15 protein-coding genes are annotated in these 18691 nt (G+C 63.3%); 12 read left to right on the top strand and 3 right to left on the bottom strand.

Annotated features, from left to right (window positions below):
* Window positions 1-485: 485 nt before the first annotated feature.
* The 8 genes from AC54AF_RS19540 (at window position 486) to AC54AF_RS19505 (ending at window position 10180) form a co-directional block, all read left to right on the top strand.
* The gene (locus AC54AF_RS19540) at window positions 486-1790 is read left to right on the top strand and encodes an ABC transporter substrate-binding protein (protein WP_496637855.1); all 1305 of its coding nucleotides are present in this window, start codon (window positions 486-488) and stop codon (window positions 1788-1790) included.
* Window positions 1791-1906: 116 nt separating this feature from the next.
* Complete coding sequence (locus tag AC54AF_RS19535; RefSeq protein WP_496637854.1) at window positions 1907-2767, top strand: carbohydrate ABC transporter permease; 861 nt, start codon at window positions 1907-1909, stop codon at window positions 2765-2767.
* A gap of 10 nt (window positions 2768-2777) precedes the next feature.
* The gene (locus AC54AF_RS19530; RefSeq protein WP_496637853.1) at window positions 2778-3596 is read left to right on the top strand and encodes a carbohydrate ABC transporter permease; all 819 of its coding nucleotides are present in this window, start codon (window positions 2778-2780) and stop codon (window positions 3594-3596) included.
* A gap of 18 nt (window positions 3597-3614) precedes the next feature.
* The gene (locus tag AC54AF_RS19525; RefSeq protein ID WP_496637852.1) at window positions 3615-4661 is read left to right on the top strand and encodes an ABC transporter ATP-binding protein; all 1047 of its coding nucleotides are present in this window, start codon (window positions 3615-3617) and stop codon (window positions 4659-4661) included.
* A 2-nt stretch (window positions 4662-4663) separates the two neighbouring features.
* Window positions 4664-6139, top strand: a complete 1476-nt coding sequence (locus tag AC54AF_RS19520; protein WP_496637851.1) for a mannitol dehydrogenase family protein — start codon at window positions 4664-4666, stop codon at window positions 6137-6139.
* A 15-nt stretch (window positions 6140-6154) separates the two neighbouring features.
* Entirely contained in the window at window positions 6155-7072 is a 918-nt protein-coding gene (locus AC54AF_RS19515; protein WP_496637850.1) for a helix-turn-helix domain-containing protein, read from the top strand.
* Window positions 7073-7127: 55 nt separating this feature from the next.
* Window positions 7128-8054, top strand: coding sequence for a helix-turn-helix domain-containing protein (locus AC54AF_RS19510; protein ID WP_496637849.1), 927 nt, complete (start codon window positions 7128-7130; stop codon window positions 8052-8054).
* A 71-nt stretch (window positions 8055-8125) separates the two neighbouring features.
* Window positions 8126-10180 (top strand): esterase-like activity of phytase family protein, encoded by a 2055-nt coding sequence (locus tag AC54AF_RS19505; RefSeq protein WP_496637848.1) that lies wholly within the window; start codon window positions 8126-8128, stop codon window positions 10178-10180.
* A 156-nt stretch (window positions 10181-10336) separates the two neighbouring features.
* On the opposite strand, the gene AC54AF_RS19500 is transcribed toward AC54AF_RS19505, so the two are convergent.
* Both AC54AF_RS19500 and AC54AF_RS19495 read right to left on the bottom strand, forming a co-directional pair.
* Complete coding sequence (locus AC54AF_RS19500; protein ID WP_496637847.1) at window positions 10337-12421, bottom strand: S9 family peptidase; 2085 nt, start codon at window positions 12419-12421, stop codon at window positions 10337-10339.
* 118 nt (window positions 12422-12539) lie between these two features.
* Window positions 12540-13247 carry a glutathione S-transferase family protein gene (locus tag AC54AF_RS19495; RefSeq protein ID WP_496637846.1) on the bottom strand — a complete coding sequence of 236 codons (708 nt, stop codon included), beginning with the start codon at window positions 13245-13247 and terminating at the stop codon, window positions 12540-12542.
* A 114-nt stretch (window positions 13248-13361) separates the two neighbouring features.
* On the opposite strand from AC54AF_RS19495, the gene AC54AF_RS19490 reads away from it, so the two are divergent.
* From AC54AF_RS19490 to AC54AF_RS19475, 4 genes are all read left to right on the top strand, one after another.
* Window positions 13362-13715 (top strand): winged helix-turn-helix transcriptional regulator, encoded by a 354-nt coding sequence (locus AC54AF_RS19490; RefSeq protein ID WP_131687410.1) that lies wholly within the window; start codon window positions 13362-13364, stop codon window positions 13713-13715.
* 73 nt (window positions 13716-13788) lie between these two features.
* Complete coding sequence (locus tag AC54AF_RS19485; RefSeq protein WP_496637845.1) at window positions 13789-14385, top strand: hypothetical protein; 597 nt, start codon at window positions 13789-13791, stop codon at window positions 14383-14385.
* 355 nt (window positions 14386-14740) lie between these two features.
* A complete protein-coding gene (locus tag AC54AF_RS19480) occupies window positions 14741-15997 on the top strand; it encodes an HD-GYP domain-containing protein (RefSeq protein WP_496637844.1) in 1257 nt (418 codons plus the stop codon).
* A gap of 145 nt (window positions 15998-16142) precedes the next feature.
* A complete protein-coding gene (locus AC54AF_RS19475; RefSeq protein WP_496637843.1) occupies window positions 16143-17795 on the top strand; it encodes a methyl-accepting chemotaxis protein in 1653 nt (550 codons plus the stop codon).
* On the opposite strand, the gene AC54AF_RS19470 is transcribed toward AC54AF_RS19475, so the two are convergent.
* Complete coding sequence (locus tag AC54AF_RS19470; RefSeq protein WP_496637842.1) at window positions 17767-18615, bottom strand: DUF2071 domain-containing protein; 849 nt, start codon at window positions 18613-18615, stop codon at window positions 17767-17769. The two genes, AC54AF_RS19475 and AC54AF_RS19470, sit on opposite strands and share 29 nt — an antisense overlap.
* Window positions 18616-18691 lie beyond the last annotated feature (76 nt).

The raw sequence follows: 18691 nt of genomic DNA, 5'->3' as shown, positions 1-18691 counted from the left end.
CCAGGCCGAAGCAGCCTTGCGAACCGCCGTCGCTGGAGGTATTGCTGCCGGCGCCGGCACGCAGGTAGCCATGGAAGCCCTCGGCGTCGGATGGGTACATGGGGTCGGCAATGGCGGAAGCGCTGGCGATGGCCAGGAGCAGGGCAGGCAAGGTTTTCAGTGCAGTGCGATTCATGCGGTCTCCAGAAAGATGTAGGTGGTAGCGGTGGCGCCCCGGGAGGCGGCCACCGCAAACGGTCTAATGCCGAAAACCAAGTCTAGCAGCGCTTTTTTAACCACCCTGATACAAAACGTGCAAGTGCTGATACTTTCTTTCAAAGTGTTGTTTTTATCCAATATCGATACTCTCGTGCATAGCAGGCTTGCAAAAGAGTATCGAATTGCGGTTTTGGAGTATCAGAAAGTATCAAAGTCCGGTGCTACATTGTGGTCGTGGTGCCAAGCATGCAGGCATCGCCAACGACAAAAAACACTGGAGACACACAATGAAACGTTCCGCCATCGCCGCGCTGTTCGCCGGCTGCCTCAGCTCGTCCGCTTTTGCCGCCACTGACCTGGTCATCGCCACCGTCAACAACGGCCACATGATCGAAATGCAAAAGCTCAGCAAGTTCTTCGAGCAAGCCAATCCCGACATCAAGCTCAAATGGGTGACCCTGGAAGAGGGTGTCTTGCGCCAGCGCATGACCACCGATATCGCCACCAAGGGCGGCCAGTTCGACGTGATGACCATCGGCCTGTATGAAACGCCCATCTGGGGCAAGAAAAACTGGCTGATTCCCATCAAGCCGGACGCCAGATACGATATCGACGACTTGCTGCCGGCCATACGCGAGGGGCTCTCCGGCGACGGCAAGCTGTACGCGTCGCCGTTCTATGGCGAAAGCTCGATGATCATGTACCGCAGCGACCTGGTGAAAAAAGCCGGCGTGACGATCGAGGACCGCCCAAGCTGGAACCAGTTGCGCGACGTGGCGGCCAAGCTGCACGATCCGGCCAACGGCGTGTACGGCATCTGCCTGCGCGGCAAGCCGGGCTGGGGCGACAACATGGCCTTGATCACCACCATGGCCAATTCCTATGGCGGCCAGCTGTTCGACATGCAATGGAAGCCGCAATTTACCAGCAAGCCGTGGAAAGACGCGGTCACCATGTATGTCGACCTGATGAAGAAATACGGCCCGCCGGGCGCGGCCGCCAACAGCTTCAATGAAAACCTGGCGCTGTTCAACCAGGGCAAGTGCGGCATCTGGATCGATGCGACGATTGCCGCGTCCTTCATCACCGACCCGAAGCAAAGCAAGGTGGCCGACAAGGTGGCATTTGCCCAGTCGCCCGTGGGCGTGACGGAGCGGGGCGCCAACTGGCTGTGGATCTGGTCGCTGGCCATTCCCGCGAGTTCCAAGCACCCGAATGAAGCGCAGCGCTTCATCAACTGGGCCACCTCGCCCGACTACGTGAAACTGGTGGCCAAGGAAACGAGCTGGGCCAATGTGCCGACGGGCACGCGCAAGTCGACGTACGCCAGCCCCGAGTTCCAGAAAGCGGCGAAATTTGCCGCCGCCGAAGGCAAGGCCCTGGCCACCACGCGCGCCGTGCAAAGCACCATGCTGCCATCGCCCTACGTGGGCGTGCAATTCGCATCGATTCCCGAATTCCAGGTGATCGGCGTGGCCGCCGGCCAGCAGATGGCGGCAGCGCTGCTGGGCAAGATCAGCGTCGACAAGGCGCTGGAACTGTCGCAGCAGACGGCGGAGCGGGAAATGCGTAAAGGCGGGTACTACAAATAAGGCAGTGTCTTTGTCGAGTAGTTTGCTTACCCCAATAGCGTAAAGCAGGGGGCAGACGGGGACGCCGAGTCCCGCCGGGTCTGACCCCAGATTTCCCCTTGTCCCAAGAGAACATTATGAAACGCATTATCCCCCGGACTTTGCTGACGCCGGCCGTGCTTGCCGTCTCCGTCATTTCCGTGATCCCATTATTGATCACTTTGTATTACGCGTTCGTGCGCTATTCCATGCTCGATCCGAGCGGCCATCCTTTCCATGGGCTGGCCAACTTTCACTTTTTCTTTACCGATGCCTCGTTCCTGCCGGCCTTGCAGAATACGTTCACCCTGCTGTTTTCCGTCATGCTGATCACGGTGGTGCTGGGCACGGCGCTGGGGCTGCTGATCAATGAAGCATTCCCGGGGCGCGCCATCGTGCGCGTGCTCTTGATTTCGCCTTTCCTCATCATGCCGGCCGTGAATGCCCTGATGTGGAAGAACATGCTGCTCAATCCGATCTACGGCCTGTTCGCGCAGATCAGCCTGTTCTTTGGCGCCACGCCCGTCGACTGGCTGTCGGCCCACCCCCTGTTTTCCATCATCATGATGGTCTCGTGGCAATGGCTGCCGTTTGCCTGCCTGATCTTCATGACGGCCCTGCAATCGATGGACCGCGAACAGCTGGAAGCGGCGCGCATGGATGGCGCCACCTATCTGCAGCAGCTGCGCTACCTCTACATTCCCCATCTGGGCCGTGCCGTCTCGGTGGTGCTGATGATCGAGATGATTTTCCTGTTGTCGATATTTGCGGAAATCTTTACCACCACGGGCGGCGGTCCCGGCTTCGACACGACCACCATCACCTTCATGATTTATCAGCAGGCACTGCTGTCGTATGACGTGGGAGCGGCCTCGGCCGGTGCCCTGTTCGCCGTGCTCATCGCCAACATCGCCGCCTTCTTCCTGATGCGCGTCATCGGCAAGAATCTGTCGAAATAAGGAGACCTTGATGCATAGCAAACTCAATCTGTATGGCCGCACGGCTGCCGCCTGGCTGTTCGCGCTGCTGCTGTTCTTTCCCATCTTCTGGCTGGGCTTGATGGCGTTCAAGACGGAAGGGCAAGCCATTGCCACGCCGCCCCTGCTGTTCTTCACGCCCACGCTCGACAGTTTCCGCGAAGTGCTGGCGCGCGACAATTACTTCGGCTATGCGTGGAACTCGCTGTTTACCAGCGTGGTCTCCACCGCCATCGGCCTGTTGATCGCCATCCCTGCCGCGTATTCGATGGCCTTCTTCCCCACGGGCGGCACTATCGGCTTGCTGAAATTCATGCTCAGCTCGCGCTACATGCCCGGCGTGGGCGCCCTGATGCCGATCTATATCTGCTACCAGTACTTCGGCCTGCTCGACACGCGCATCGGCCTGACCATCATGTTCATGCTGATGAATTTGCCCATCATGATCTGGCTGCTGTACACGAGCATGAAGGAGCTGCCGCGTGAAATCCTGGAAGCGTCGCGCATGGATGGCGCCACCGTGTGGGATGAATTCCGCCACGTCGTGCTGCCCCTTTCCGTGGGCGGCATCGCCTCCACGGCCCTCGTGTGCATGGTGTGGTCGTGGAATGAATCGTTCTGGTCGCTGAACCTGGGCGCCTCCAACGCGGGCACGCTGGCCTGGCTCATCGCCTCGTATTCGAGCCCGGAAGGCTTGTTCTGGGCGAAATTGTCGGCCGCTTCGCTGATGGCGATCGCGCCCATCATGGCGCTGGGCTGGTTCTGCCAGAAACAATTGGTCCAGGGTATGACCTTTGGCGCCGTTAAGTAAACACTATTGGATGACATCATGGCTTACCTTCAACTGAGCAATATCGAGAAATTCTTTGGCGAACACCGCGCCATCAAGGGCATCGACCTGGAGATCCAACAGGGCGAATTCGTCGTCTTCGTGGGGCCGTCGGGCTGCGGCAAATCCACCCTGCTGCGCCTGATCGCGGGCCTGGAACCGATCGACGGCGGCAAGCTGTCGCTCGACGGGCGCGACATCACGAATCTGCCGTCGTCCAAGCGCGACCTGGCGATGGTGTTCCAGTCGTATGCGCTGTATCCGCACATGACGGTGTTCCAGAACATGTCGTTCGCCTTGAAACTGGCCGGCGTCGATCCCGCCATCATCCGCGACAAGGTCGACAAGGCGGCCGCCATCCTCGACCTGGGGAAATACCTGGAGCGCACGCCGAAGGAGCTGTCCGGCGGCCAGCGCCAGAGGGTGGCCATCGGCCGCGCCATCGTGCGCGACCCGAAGGTGTTCCTGTTCGATGAACCGCTGTCGAACCTCGATGCGGCCCTGCGCGTGCAGACGCGCATCGAGATCGCCAAGCTGCACCGCGAGCTGGGCGCCACCACCATCTATGTCACGCACGACCAGGTCGAAGCGATGACCCTGGCCGACCGCGTGGTGGTGCTGCGCGACGGGCAGATCGAGCAGCATGGCTCGCCACTGGAACTGTATGACCATCCCGCCAACCGTTTTGTCGCGCAATTCATCGGCACGCCCAGCATGAACGTGGTGCCGGCCGACGCGGCGCCGCAGCTGCTGGCGCAGGCAGGCAGCGCGGCGCAGGCGGACGGCTTTGTCGGCATCCGCCCCGAACACGTGCACCTGGGCGCGGCGCAGCCGGGCAGCGTGCCCGTCACGGTCGACCTGGTGGAATCGCTGGGCGTGGAAACCCTGACCTATGTGCGCTTGCCGAACAATGTGCAGGTGGTCTCGCGCGGCGCCGAACGCAGCAGCCTGCAGCCGGGCCAGCAGACGCATTTGACGTTCGAGCCGGGCTTCGTCCATTATTTTGACCGCGCCGGCAAGACCTATGCTGCCGCCAAGGGAGTCTGAACATGAGCGCAATCGAACTGAAACAGGCGAACCTGGCGCAGCTGCCGGCGAACGTGGCCGTGCCCGCGTATGCGCGCGGCGCGCTCGTGCCCAGCATCGTGCATATCGGCGTGGGCGGCTTTTTCCGCGCCCACCAGGCCGTGTACCTCGACGATTTGCTGGCCTTGCCCGGAAACGCGCAATGGGGTTATTGCGGCGTGGGCTTGCTGGCGCATGATGGGGCCATGCGCGACGCCATGCGGGCGCAGGATGGCTTGTACACGGTGGTCGAGCGCAGCGCGGCGGGCGACAGCGCGCGCATCATCGGCTGCATCGGCGAATACCTGTATGCGCCCGACGACCCGCAGGCCGTGCTGGAAAAGCTGGCAGACCCCGGCACGCGCATCGTCGCGCTGACCATCACGGAAGGCGGCTACTATGTGAACCAGGGCACGGGCGAATTCGATGCGGCTCACCCCGACATCGTGCATGAACTGGCGCACCCGCAGGCGCCGCGCTGCTCGTTCGGCTACCTGGCCGCCGCGCTGGCCATGCGCCACCAGCGTGGCCTGGCGCCGTTTACCATCATGTCCTGCGATAACCTGCAAAACAATGGCGACGTGACGCGCAAGATGCTGCTGGCCTTTGTCGCCTTGCGCGACGGGGAACTGGCGCGCTGGCTGGCCACGCATGGCAGCTTCCCCAACAGCATGGTCGACCGCATCACGCCGGCCACCACTGATGAACACCGGGCGCTCGTGCGGGAGTCCTTTGGCATCGTTGACGCCTGGCCCGTCGTATGCGAACCATTCCGCCAGTGGGTCATCGAAGATGACTTCCCGCAGGGCCGCCCGGCCTGGGAACTGGTGGGCGCGCAGATGACGCACGACGTGCTGCCGTATGAAAAGATGAAGCTGCGTCTCTTGAATGCCAGCCACCAGGCCCTGTGCTACATCGGCATGCAGCTCGGTTATACGTTTGCGCATGAAGCGATGCTTGACCCCGGCATCCGCCGGCTCGTGCGGCGCATGATGGATGAGGAAGTGACGCCCTTGCTCGATAAAGTGCAAGGCATCGATCTGGAACGCTACAAGGCTACCCTGATCGAGCGCTTCTCGAATCCGGCCGTGCGCGACCAGCTGGCGCGCATCGGCACGGAAGGCTCGGCGCGCATCCCGAAATTCGTGCTGCCATCCGTGCGCGAAGCGCTGGCAAGGGACGGCGCCATCACGCTGCTGGCGTTTACCGTGGCGTGCTGGTTCCGCTACCTGGAAGGCCACGATGAGCAGGGGCGCGAGATGCCATTGAACGACCCGTATGCAGTGCGTCTGCGCGCGCTGGCGCTGCAGGGCGGGGCGGACGCCGAGGCCTTGCTGTCGCTGCGCGAGCTGTTCGGCGACCTTTCCGGCACGCCCGCGTTCACGCAGGCGGTGGGCGCGGCGCTGGCCAGCCTGTATGGGCTGGGCGCGCGCGCGGCGCTGGAACAGATCGTCGCCTGACGGGCAGGGCGCGCCATGCCACGCAAAGCCGATGCTTTACTGCCGCAGATGGAGCTGGAACCGCAGCGCGATGCCACGCCAGGCTTCGAGCCGAAAGGCAGTTTTGGCTTCATCCGCTACCTCGAGCATGGCTTTCCGAATGCGCTGGTGCGCTGGCATTACCACGACGAGTATGAGCTGCACCTGATCGTCGAGACGAGCGGCAAGGTCTTTGTCGGCGACTACATCGGCCAGTTTGCGCCCGGCCACCTGGTGCTGACGGGGCCGCGCGTGCCGCACAACTGGGTCTCGCTCGGCATGCCGCCCGAAGGCGTGGCCTTGCGTGACATGGTGATCCAGTTTTCGCATGCGCCGCTGGCATCGATGGCCACCGCCATTCCCGAGTTGAAGGATATTTTCCCGCTGCTGCAGCGGGCCTTGCACGGCGTGGAATTCTTTGGCGTCAGCGAACAGTCGCTGCGGCGTTTCCGGCGCATCCGCGACAGCAATGGCCTGCCGCGCTTCATCGAATTTTTGACACTGCTGGGCGAACTGGCGCAGACCAGCGACTACCAGCTGCTGTCGACGGTGCCGATGCAGTCGAGCGACGACGACGTGGCTCTGGCGCGCATCAGTTCTGCCATCAACTTCATCGTGCACAATTACAGCAGCCAGTTTTCGCTGAAACAGCTGGCCGAGCAGGTGGACATGCCCGAGCGGACGTTTTCGCGCTTCTTTCGCAGCGCCACGGGCAACAGCTTCACGGACTTCGTCAACCGCCTGCGCATCAACAAGGCGTGCCAGCTGCTGATGGAGACGGAGCGCTATGTGAGCAACATCTGCTACGAGGCGGGTTTCAATAACGTGGCCAATTTCAACCGGCGCTTCTTGGAGTTGAAGGGCATGACGCCGAAGGAGTTTCGCCAGCAGGCGCTGGGCCGTTTTGGCGAGTGAAGCTTTTTGAGGTACATTGGATGGCACAGGCGGGGACAGCCTGAGAGAGACAAGCATGGAACACCTATGGCAGAAGGACAGCGAGCGCAAGTTGCCCGAGCTGGAGCGCGAAAGCTACGATGGCATCATCAATTACCTGGAACACGGCTATCCCAGTTCGCGCGTGCGCTGGCACTGCCACGAGGAATATGAGCTGCACCTGATTGTCGCCACCAGCGGACGCCTGTTCGTGGGCGACTATATCGGCGAATTCTCGCCCGGCCACCTGGTGCTGACGGGGCCGCGCCTGCCGCATAACTGGATTTCCAACGTGATGCCGGAAGGCGGCGTGGCCCTGCGCGACATGATCGTGCAGTTCGCCCACGCGCCGCTGGCCGGCGCCGCGCGCGTCATCCCCGAATTGCGCGAACTGCTGCCGCTGCTCGAGCGCTCCAGCTATGGCGTGGAGTTTTTCGACATGGGCCATCAGGCCGAGCAGCACCTGGCGCGCATCCGCGTCACGCATGGCGCCGAGCGCTTCGCTGAATTTGTCCAGCTGATGAGCAAACTGGCGCGCACGGCCAACTACCGTTTGCTGTCGAGTGCCTCCTTGCGTTCGTACGACGATGACGCCACCCTGGCCAAGGTCAATTCCGTCCTCAACTACATCACGGACAATTACCGCGAGCCGATTTCGGCGGAAATGCTGGCCGAGCAGGTGGGCATGTCGCTGAGTAAATTCTCGCGCTTCTTCCGCAAGGCGACGGGCAACAGTTTTACGGATTTCATCAGCCGCCTGCGCATCAACAAGGCGTGCCAGCTGCTGATGGATACCGACCAGTATGTGTCGAACGTCTGCTACGACGTGGGCTTCCAGAACGTGGCCAACTTCAACCGCCGCTTTTTGCAGGTGAAGGGCGTCACGCCGAAGGAGTTCCGGCGCCAGGCCGATGGGCGCTTCGGCGGCATCGGCGGGCCTGTTGCGGATACGCCACGACCGTGATGCCTGTCATGGGCTTGTCACTTTGAACAGTTATCCTCCACGGCTTCAACCCCACCCTAGCCGAGGAATGCATGAAGACTGCCGTAACGTCCACCCCGAAACTGACCCTGCTGGCCATCGCCGCCGGCCTGGCCCTGGCCGCCTGCGGCGGTAGCGATAATCCGCCGGCGGAGCCTTCCAAGCCCGTGGCGCAGACGGGCGTGTTCCTCGACGGCGCGGTGGAAGGGCTCGATTACGTGGCTGGCAGTGCGGCCAAGGCCAGCACCAATGCCAAGGGCGAATTCATGTGCAACCCGGGCGATACGGTGGCCTTCAGCGTGGGCGGCCTGGCCCTGGGTTCTGCCCCATGCGGCGCCGTCGTCACGCCGCTGGCGCTGGCCGCCAGCACGAACGTGGCGGACGACAAGGTCGTCAACCGCCTGCTGGCGCTGCAACTGCTCGACGATGACAGCGATCCGTCGAACGGCATCAGGCTGACGGCAGAAGTGAAGGCCGCGCTGGTCGGCAAGACGCTGGATTTTGCATCCGCGCCGGCCGTCTTCAACGCGGCCCTGGCCGCGCACCTGGCGGCGGTGGGCAGCAAATTCGCCGGCCGCACGGTGGACGCGGAGCGCCGCGCGCTGGTGCGCGAGCATTTCGAAGACACCCTCGCCTCGAAAGCGGGCGCGCCCGTCAACGAGGCGCTGACGCAAGCCAATCCGGTGGGTGAAGTGAAAGTCACCGTGACGCGCTACCAGATCCAGGCGGCCGACAAATTCTACGTGCTGTACGAAGGCGCGAATGCCAAGGTCAAGGGCGAATTCCCGAACGGCTTCCTGCCATCGTACGGCTCGGGCCTGGCCTACAAGGGCAAGAACGCGGCTGGCGACCTGGAATTCTATGGCTTGACGGATCGCGGCCCGAACGGCGACGGCCCGCTGGTGCCCGATCCATCGGGCAAGGGCACGATCGGCAGCAAGATCTTCCCGTCACCGAGCTTCACGCCCTCGTTCGGCGTCATCACGGTGGGCAAGAACGGCGCCGTGCTGGCATCGAGCACGCCGATCAAGGTGTCGGCCACGGTCAACAGCTCGGGCTTGCCCGTGCCCGTGGGCGCGGTCGGCAATTCGGCCGAGATTCCCGTCATGGATGCGATGAAATTCGACGCGACCGGCAAGGCCGTCTTCAATGCGGGCGGCCTCGATTCGGAAGCCATCGTCGTCGATGCCAAGCGCAACGCGCTGTGGGTGTCCGACGAATACGGCCCGTTCATCGTCAGGATCGATGCCGCCACGGGCATCATCCAGGCCAAGTATGAGCCGGGCAAGGGCTTGCCGGCGCTGTTCGCCAAGCGCCGCGCGAACCGCGGCATGGAAGGCATGACCCTGGACACGAGCAACGACAAGCTGTACGCCTTCCTGCAAAGCCCCTTGTCCGACGGCACGGCACCGTATTCGGTGACGAAGAAGAATGAACAGGTCGAGCGTTTCGCCCGCTTTACGCGCTGGATCGAATTCGACCCGACCACGGGCAGCAGCGGCAAGATGTATGCGTATCCGCTGAATGCTGCCGACTATCAGGATGGCCGCACGGGCAACGCCAAGCTGGGCGACATGGTGGCGCTGGGCGGCGGCAAATTCCTCGTCATCGAGCAGGGCGCCGCGCCGTCGGGCAAGGTTTTCAATAAACTTATGCTGGTCGAACTGAAGGGTGCCACGGACATTGCGGCTGCCGCCTTCAACGCGACGACGTCCGACCTGGAAAAGAGCAGCATGGGCGGCGCGGCCGTCAATGGGGCCGACTGGGCGGCTGTCACGCCGCTGAAGAAGACCCTGCTGCTGGACTTGAACGCCATCGGCTGGGCGGCGGAAAAGGCGGAAGGCCTGACCCTGATCGACGACTCCACCATCGCGCTGGCCAACGACAACGACTTCGGCCTGAAAACCAAGGTCTTTGACGCCAATGGCGTGGAAGTTGATGGCTCCGACGTGACCAAGTGCACGGTCGACGCGAACGGCGCCATCGTCACCAGCAGCGCGGCCGGCTGCAATGCCGCCAACACCATCCGTGTGGCGCGCGGCGACGACCGCGAGCGTCCAAGCCGCTTGTGGATCGTGAAGTTCGCCAAGGCGCTTAATACGTATTGATGTGATGTGCAGTGTCGGATTACGCGGCGCGCGCGCCGCTAATCCGACCTGCAAAACAAAAAGCCGCGCGGTGCTGGATGCACCGCGCGGCTTTTTATTGTGGAAATCGAGGGTAGGTCGGATTAGGCCGAAGGCCGTAATCCGACACTCCCCCCGTTACTTCTTGGTATAGGTATTCAACCAATCGAGCACCGTGTGATGCCACAGCAGCGAGTTCGCCGGCTTCAGCACCCAGTGGTTCTCGTCCGGGAAGACCAGCAGCTTGCTCGGGATACCACGGCGCTGCAGCGCCGTGAAGGTGCCCAGGCCTTGCGCGGTGGGGATGCGGAAATCCAGGTCGCCCTGGACCACCAGCATCGGCGTCTTCCAGTTCTTCACGAAGTTGACGGGATTGAACTGTTCGTGCTTGGCGGGCGCGTCGTAGTACGGGCCGCCATTTTCCCATTCCGTGAACCACAGTTCTTCCGTCGCGTAAGCCATGCCGCGGTTGTCGAACACGCCGTCGTGGTTGACCAGGCATTTGAAGCCGTCCGGCCAGTTACCGGCGATCCAGTTCATCATGTAGCCGCCGTACGACGCGCCCAGCGCGCAGCTGCGTTCGCGATCCAGCCATGGGAACTTCTTGGTGGCCGCTTCCAGGCCCTTCTGCAGGTCGATCAGCGGCTTGCCGCCCCAGTCGCCGCTGATGGAATCCGTGAACTTCTGGCCATAGCCGGTCGAACCATGGAAGTCGATGAAGACGGTGGCGTAGCCGGCGCCCGCATACACTTGCGGATTCCAACGGTAGCTCCAGCTGTTGCCGAAGCTGCCTTGCGGGCCGCCGTGGACGAGGAAGGCGACCGGATACTTCTCGCCGGCCTTGGCATTCCATGGCTTCATGACGTGGCCGTAGACGGTCTCGCCATTCGCGCCGGCGAACGAGAACTGTTCATATTCGCCGAAGCGCACGTCCGCCAGCGCTGCGGCGTTCTGTTTCGTCAGTTGTAGCATCGGCGCGGTTTCCGATTTGGCGTCGAGCTTGCGCGTGTACAGCTGCGCGCCCGAGGCCAGGTTCGCTTGCGTCAGGACGATGGTATTGCCGCGCACGTCGAAGTCGCCCACGGCGCCTTTGCCTGTCAATGCAGCGACCTTGCCGCTGGCCGCGTCGATGTGGAACAAGCGGTGCTGGCCCACGTCATCGGCGGCGACGAGGAAAGCCTTGCCGTCCGGCGTCCAGCGGAAGTCGGCCACGGAACGGTCCCAGTCGTCGGCCACGGTGCGCTTCTTGCCGGTGGCGACATCCATCAGCACCAGATGAAAACGGTCCGCTTCGAAGCCGGGCTTGGTCATGGCGACATACGCCAGGGTGCGGCCATCGGGCGAGTAGGTGGCTTTCGCATCCCAGGCCGGATTGTCTGCCGTGAGGTTGCGCGGCGCCTGGCCGCCAGCGGCCGGAATCGTATAGACGTCGAAGTTGGTCGACCACGATTCCGTGCGGCCGGCCACGCGCACGGAGAAGGCCACCGTCTTGCCGTCCGGGCTGAAATGGTATTCGCCATTATCGCCGAACGGCTTCGATGGCGCGTCGCCATCGAGGCTGCCGCTCAGGCTCACGGGCGCGGCGCTGACCTTGCCGCTGGCGTCGATGGGCGCCGAGTACAGCGCGTTGCGGCGGCCATCGGCCCAGGTATCCCAGTGGCGCACGAACATCTGGTCGTAGACCATGCCGGTCGCCTTGTTTTTGGCTTTTTCATCGAGGCGTTTTTTCGTGCAGGCGATGTCCGCGCAATCGAGGAAGACGCCCATGCTGAAGGCCAGGCGGTCGCCCTGCGGCGACAAGCGATAAGTGTCGACGTCCAGCGCCAGGTCGGTGACCTTGGCAGCTTCGCCGCCGTTCAGGGGCAGCTGCCACACTTGCGAGGAGCCGGAGCGGCTTGAGAGGAAGTAGATGGCATCGCCGTTCGGCGACCATTGCGGGTCGCCGGCGCTGGCTTCGCCACGCGTGAGCTGGCGCGGCGCCGCGTTCGGCGCGCGCAGGTCGATCATCCACAGCTGCGTGTTGCCACGGTTCTTGTCCAGGTTGGTGGTGCGCACCGTGTAGACGACGCGCGTGGCGTCCGGCGACAGCACGGGGCTGCCCACCCGTTCCATGGCCACCATGTCTTCCACGGTGAAACCGCGCGGCGCGGCCAGCGCAGGGATGGCTGCGGTGGTGGCCATGGCGGCACTGAATGCTCCCAAGAGCAGCAGACGTAAACTCATTCAAACTCCCGATTCTTATTGCGACGTTATCGATATGGTATTGACGTGGCCGGCTGTACCGCCGGCAGCCCGACATCATAGCAATAAAGACGCGCTTGCTGCGGGAGTTGACCGCCGGTTAGCCGGCCTTGTGCGCCAGTTGGTCGAGCGCCACGTGGCCCAGGAAACCGCCCTGGCTGGCCGCCGGCACGCCGTCTTCGATGGCGTGGGCGAAGCGGATGCCGGGGTCTTGTTCCAGCGCGGCCAGCACGCGCGCCACGTGCGGATAGTCGGCCAGGCTGGCCAGCTGCAGCGGTGCGGCCCAGCGCGCCGTGGCGGCCAGGTAGGCGTCGGCGATGGTGGGCGCGGCATCGGAAGCGAGCCAGGCGCGGCCAGCGAGCAGGCGCTCCAGGTGCGCCAGGCTTTTGTTGACCTTCTCGACGGCCATCTCGCGCCAGACGGCCGCGCGCGCATCGTCCGGCGCTGCACGCGACGCCTGGAAGGCGGGCATGAAGGCGGCGTGAAACGTCGTGTGCAAAAAGGAGAGCACGCTGTTCAGGCGGTCGTATGCGGGCGTGCCCTGCGCAAAACCGAGGCCTTTGTGCGGCGCGCGGGCGGCCAGGTGCAGCAGGATCGCCATGCTTTCCAGCAGCGGCGTGCCCGTGTGCGTGAGCAGGGCCGGCGTCTGGCTCAGCGGATTGATGGCGAGAAAGGCCGGATGCTGCTTGCTGGCCGGGTCGCGTGCTTCCACGCGGGCCAGGCGATACGGCAAGCCGCTCCATTCGAGGGCGGCGATGGCGGCAAACGAGCAGCCGAACGGCACGCTGTAGATCAGGGTGGTTTCCATGCTGGAACTCCAGTTAGATGAGGGAAGGGCAGTCTAAGGGCAATGGTTACTATTTGGAAGAAGGCAGAATAATGTGGTATAGGTACATTTTTTATACCAGGTGGGGAGCGAACCATGAAAGACAATGTCTCCGGCTGCGCCGTGGAAGAAGCCATGCGACTGCTGGGCGGGCGCTGGCGCGTAGTACTGCTCAGTTACCTGATGGCGGGGCCGAAGCGCTTCAGCGAAATCCGCCGCGCCGTGCCGAATATCTCGCAGCGCATGCTGACCCTGGACCTGCGCGCGCTGGAAGAGGCGGGCTTGCTGACGCGCACCATCTACGCGGAAGTGCCCGTCAAGGTCGAGTACCAACTGACGGACGAGGGCCTGCGCCTGCGCGAGCTGGTCGAGATGCTGCGAGGCATCGGCTTGCGCCTGCGCGGACAGGCGGATGCGGGCGGTGCCTTTCTTGCGCCCGACGCCGGGTAAATAGCTCTATAGAAACAGCTGTTTTTATGCAAAGTGCTAGACTGCCGGCCTTTGATCACTACTTTCGATACCCATGCGCCTGATTTCCTTCGCCCTGACCGCCGCCGCCCTGTTCGCCACCTTGCCGGCCCAGGCGGCAACCATGCCGACACTCGAACACATCCAGGCCGCCGTGCAGGCGGGCGTGGCCAAGACCCAGGCCAAGTTGCAATCGGCTCTGCCGGTACCGATCGCCGTCAAGGTCACCAGCCTGCAGGGCTGCCAGGATTCGCAGGAAGTGCCGGGCGAAGTGGTGTGCCTGGTCGCCATGAGCGCCGGCATGCGCGACGGTTTTAATGTGTTGCCTTTGCGTAATGAGGGCGGCACCTGGGTCGGCGTCGAGCGCAAGCACGCCAAGTTCGCGGGACCGTCGCCGGCCGAGGCGCAAGCGATGATACGCGCCTGGGCCAAGGAGGAAGTGGCGCGCGATCCGGAAGCGGCCAAGGATGTGCAGATGCAGGAAGCGCAGAGCACCATGCAGGTCAAGGCCGTCAACGAGTGCGACGTCAAGCGCAAGACGGGCTACCTGGTATGTGATACTGAATTGAGCGTGCCGAGCCGTCCGGAAGGCATCAAGACGGAACTGACGTTCATGCTGGAAAACGCCAACTGGCGCTACGTGCCACGCTAGGCGGCAGGCAGTCCCCCCTCTCCCCATGGCGCCGGCCCCACTTCGGGGCGCTTGGCGCTGGCGTACTTCCTTTCCTCACATCATCCCCGTGCAGCGGCCCATGCGGTCGCTGGCAGGCATTCGCTTCCATCATCGGCAGGAGGCAGGTAATTCAATGAAGTCAATATGGTTTAATTGATATATTTATTGATTTAACATTTGACATTAATGAAAGTGATAAAATTGGTGATTATTCCTGTTGGTGTGGTGATTTCGCCATATAAAACAATTTATCTGGTTTAATCGTTTATTTTTTGGCGTATGATGTTTCTAACGCGCAAGTAAATGCCGCGATCTGAATGTCTGGGGAACCGCCTTGCTGAAAAAAATAACGAGTAGCGAACTGGTGCTGGGAATGTATGTCGAGCGCCTGGGCCGCTCCTGGCTCGATAACCCTTTCTGGACGCGTTCCTTCTTGCTCGAGTCGCCGGCTGACCTGGAGCGTATCCGCGCGGCACGTCTGTGCGAAGTGTGGATCAATACGGCGCGTGGGCTGGCGCTGGCGGAACCCGCGCCGGCATGCGCATCGTCCGCTGTGGCGCCGCCAGTCGACGATGCCATGCCCGCAGCCGCAGCCGCAGCCGCAGCCATAGCCGATACCGGCGTGGCTTCACTGCGCTCGCGCGATGAGGAACTGGCGCACGCCCGGCGCCTGATCGAACGCTCGCGCCAGGCCGTGCAGACGATGTTCGACGAGGTGCGCATGGGCAAGGCCCTGTCTGCGGCGCAAGCCTACGCACTGGTCGACGATATCGCCGCGTCGGTGCAGCGCGGCGGCGACGTGCTGATCGGTCTGGCGCGCCTGAAAACCGCCGACAACTACACCTATATGCATTCGGTGGCCGTGTGCGCGCTGATGACGGCGCTGGCCAGGGAGCTGGGCCTTGCTCCTGAACAAGTACGCTCGGCCGGCCTGGCGGGCTTGCTGCACGATATCGGCAAGATGGCCGTGCCATCCGCCATCCTCAACAAGCCGGGCAGGCTGAGCGAAGCGGAATTTTCCTCTGTGCGCGCCCATCCGGCCGCCGGGCACCGCATGCTGCAGGAAGTGGGCGAGATCGATCCGGTGGCGCTCGACGTGTGCCTGCACCACCATGAAAAACTCGATGGCAGCGGCTACCCCAAGGGTTTGTGCGGCGAGGAGATCAGCCTGTATGCGCGCATGGGGGCTATTTGCGACGTGTACGACGCGATCACCTCGAACCGGCCGTACAAGCCGGGCTGGTGCCCGGCCGATTCGCTGCGCCGCATGGCTGCCTGGCGCGGCGGGCATCTGGACGCGCAACTGTTTGCCGCCTTCGTCAAATGCCTTGGCATCTATCCGCTGGGCACGCTGGTGCGGCTGCAATCGGAACGCCTGGCCGTGGTGGTGGGGCAGGCGCAGGGCAAGCCGCTGACCTCGCCCACCGTGCGCGTGTTTTTTTCCATCCGGGCCGGCACCTGCATCGCCCCGGCCGTCATCGACCTGGCCGCGCCAGGTTGCCAGGAACGCATTGTTTCCACGGAAAACGCAGCCCAGTGGCGCTTGCAGGACATCGACCGCTACTGGGCTGGCGAGCCTGCCGTGGCATGACGACCGGCACGGCCGTAATAAAGTATATTTTATTAATAATAAAATATTAAAATAATGGTGCCACTGCCATGCCCGTTTTACTGACTGGCGACTGTGCCTTGTCCGCTTACCCGTCACCGTACGGGCTACCACTGAGGATGTGACCATGCGACTCAATCTTCCCGTCACCGATACCGAAATCAACCTGAGCGATACAGAGACCATCGTCTCGACTACCGACTTGCAAGGCAATATCACGTATGCCAACCCGTATTTCATCGCCGTCAGCGGTTACAGCGCGGAAGAGTTGATCGGCGCGCCGCAAAACATTCTGCGCCATCCGGACATGCCGGTCGAAGCGTTCGCCGATTTCTGGGCCACCATCCGCTCGGGGCGTTCGTGGAGCGGCATGGTGAAAAACCGCTGCAAGAATGGCGATTTTTACTGGGTGCTGGCGAACGTGACGCCGGTGGTGGAAGACGGCGTGGCTGTCGGCTACATGTCCGTGCGCACCAAACCGACGCGCCAGCAGGTGGCGCAGGCGTCCGCTCTGTACGCGCGCATCAAGGCGGGGCAGGCCGATGGCATCGCCCTCAGCCAGGGCGCCGCCGTGCGCACGGGCTGGCTGGCGAAGTTCGCGAGCCTGCGCGATCTGGCGCTGGGCAAGCGCATCGGCTGGAACCTGGGTTTGCTGACGGTGGTATTGGTGTTGCAGCTGGCGTGGAATGCGGGCGTGTTGCCGGAGGCGGCCCACGGCTGGCTGACGGGCCTGTCCGTGCTGGCCTTGTGCGCGACCCTGTATTTCTGGCACAGCTTGCACCGTGCCGTGCTGCAACCGTTGCAGCGGGCGCGCCAGGCCTGCGACGTGATGGCGGGTGGCGACCTGACGGGCGAGCTCGACACCACGCGGCGCGACGAGATGGGGCAGCTGCTGCGCTCCTTGCGCCAGCTGCGCGTGAACCTGCATTCCATCGTCGGCGACGTGCGCGGCAATTTCTTGCGCATCAGCATGGCCAGTCAGGAAATCGCCGCCGGCAATATGGATTTGTCGGGCCGCACGGAAGCGCAGGCCTCGGCCCTGCAGCAGACGGCGTCGAGCATGGAGCAACTGGCGGCCACGGTGCAGCAAAACAGCGGCAACGCCGTGCAGGCCAGCGACATGGCGGGCAAGGTGCATGGCCTGGCCGGGCGCGGCGGCGAGATCGTCGGCCAGGTGGTGAACATGATGGCGGACATCAATGCCTCGTCGAAGAAGATCGGCGACATTACGGGCATCATCGAAGGCATTGCCTTTCAGACCAATATCCTGGCCCTGAACGCGGCTGTCGAGGCGGCGCGCGCGGGCGACCAGGGGCGCGGTTTTGCCGTGGTGGCGGGCGAGGTGCGCAGCCTGGCCCATCGCAGCGCGGCGGCCGCCACGGAAATCAAGCAATTGATCACGGCGTCTTTGGCGCAGGTGCAGGCAGGCGCCAAGCTGGCGCAGCAGGCGGGCGCCAGCAGCGCCGAGATGCTGGGCGCCGTGCAGGGCGTGCACGGCATCATGGAAGAGATCGCCTCGGCTTCGCGCGAGCAAAGCCACGGCATTGGCCAGGTCAACATGGCCGTCACGCAGATGGATGAAGTGACGCAGCAGAACGCGGCGCTGGTCGAGGAATCGGCGGCCGCCTCGGCCTCGCTGCAAGACCAGACCTTGCAGCTGGAGCAGGCGATGGCCCTGTTCAAGCTGGAACGGCGGCGCGGCGGCCAGGCAGGCCCGGCTACGCCCCTGCGCGCACCCGAGCGTCGCCACGCTACAGCAGGCGCTCTGACAGCGCCTTGAAGGCAACCTTGGGCACGAGAAAGGCGAACGGGTTGGACACGGGCGGCAACTGCCCCAGCAAGCCGCAGTCGGCGCGCAAGGCTATCAGCGCTTGCACTTGATCCACATCAACGGGCAAGTCGATTTCGCCGAAGACCAGCTTGCCGTTGCGCGGCACGGGCGCGATGGCCGCTTCCTGGCAGGCAAGGAAGGTGACGGCGTCGCGCCAGTTGCCGAACAGTTGTTGCCAGTCTTCGTCGAGGGTCTGGTGACTGGTGATGTCCGCCTGCACCTCGAGCGCGGGTGCGCTGCCGGCGCCACTGGCAATGGCGCAGCTGGCTTGCGTGGCGCTGACTTCCAGCGTCATGCCGTCGGCCAGGTGCGTCGGCAGGATGTCGCTGAACAGCCGCGTGCCCAGCGCATGCGGCAGGCTGTCCATGATGTTTTTCAAAAAATACACGCAGGGCACGGTCGGCGCGCCCGGCGGCGTGTGGTCCAGGTAGAAGCGCCAGTTGCTTTGCAGGGGCGACGGCAGCAGCTTGCGTAACGGACCGGGCAGGGCCGGGCCGAAATGCCCGTGGCGGTAGGTCAGCACGGTCAATGGCGTCTTGCCGCCGCGCTGCCACAGGGTCACGCCGGCGGGCAGCAGTTGCTGCGCAGCAGCGGCGTCCACCAGCCAGCTCACGTAGACGACGTCGCGCACGTCGCTGTGCAGTGTCAGAAAGGGCAGGCGCGACATGATCGCCTGGCGTAGGTTGGCAAAATGCGTGCAATTGGCGAGCGCGGCGAACAGGCGCCCCGGCCAGCCCGCGCGCGGGTGGCGGTAAGAGTTGTCTTGCAATGGGGAACTTTCGGGGTAGATACCGGGGGAATACGCTGATGCAAAAGCGCCCGTCCACATCATCGCGAGCGGCAGC

This window comes from Janthinobacterium sp. JF4 (assembly GCF_059617925.1).
This window is presented reverse-complemented; position numbering and strand designations above follow the sequence as displayed.

Excerpts from the sequence above, each read along its gene's own strand:
- AC54AF_RS19490 (WP_131687410.1), top strand. The coding sequence starts at position 13,362 with ATGAAAGACAATGTCTCCGGCTGCGCCGTGGAAGAAGCCATGCGACTG.
- AC54AF_RS19540 (WP_496637855.1), top strand. The coding sequence starts at position 486 with ATGAAACGTTCCGCCATCGCCGCGCTGTTCGCCGGCTGCCTCAGCTCG.
- AC54AF_RS19515 (WP_496637850.1), top strand. The coding sequence starts at position 6,155 with ATGCCACGCAAAGCCGATGCTTTACTGCCGCAGATGGAGCTGGAACCG.
- AC54AF_RS19505 (WP_496637848.1), top strand. The coding sequence starts at position 8,126 with ATGAAGACTGCCGTAACGTCCACCCCGAAACTGACCCTGCTGGCCATC.
- AC54AF_RS19495 (WP_496637846.1), bottom strand. The coding sequence starts at position 13,247 with ATGGAAACCACCCTGATCTACAGCGTGCCGTTCGGCTGCTCGTTTGCC.
- AC54AF_RS19510 (WP_496637849.1), top strand. The coding sequence starts at position 7,128 with ATGGAACACCTATGGCAGAAGGACAGCGAGCGCAAGTTGCCCGAGCTG.
- AC54AF_RS19520 (WP_496637851.1), top strand. The coding sequence starts at position 4,664 with ATGAGCGCAATCGAACTGAAACAGGCGAACCTGGCGCAGCTGCCGGCG.
- AC54AF_RS19535 (WP_496637854.1), top strand. The coding sequence starts at position 1,907 with ATGAAACGCATTATCCCCCGGACTTTGCTGACGCCGGCCGTGCTTGCC.
- AC54AF_RS19475 (WP_496637843.1), top strand. The coding sequence starts at position 16,143 with ATGCGACTCAATCTTCCCGTCACCGATACCGAAATCAACCTGAGCGAT.
- AC54AF_RS19530 (WP_496637853.1), top strand. The coding sequence starts at position 2,778 with ATGCATAGCAAACTCAATCTGTATGGCCGCACGGCTGCCGCCTGGCTG.
- AC54AF_RS19485 (WP_496637845.1), top strand. The coding sequence starts at position 13,789 with ATGCGCCTGATTTCCTTCGCCCTGACCGCCGCCGCCCTGTTCGCCACC.
- AC54AF_RS19500 (WP_496637847.1), bottom strand. The coding sequence starts at position 12,421 with ATGAGTTTACGTCTGCTGCTCTTGGGAGCATTCAGTGCCGCCATGGCC.
- AC54AF_RS19525 (WP_496637852.1), top strand. The coding sequence starts at position 3,615 with ATGGCTTACCTTCAACTGAGCAATATCGAGAAATTCTTTGGCGAACAC.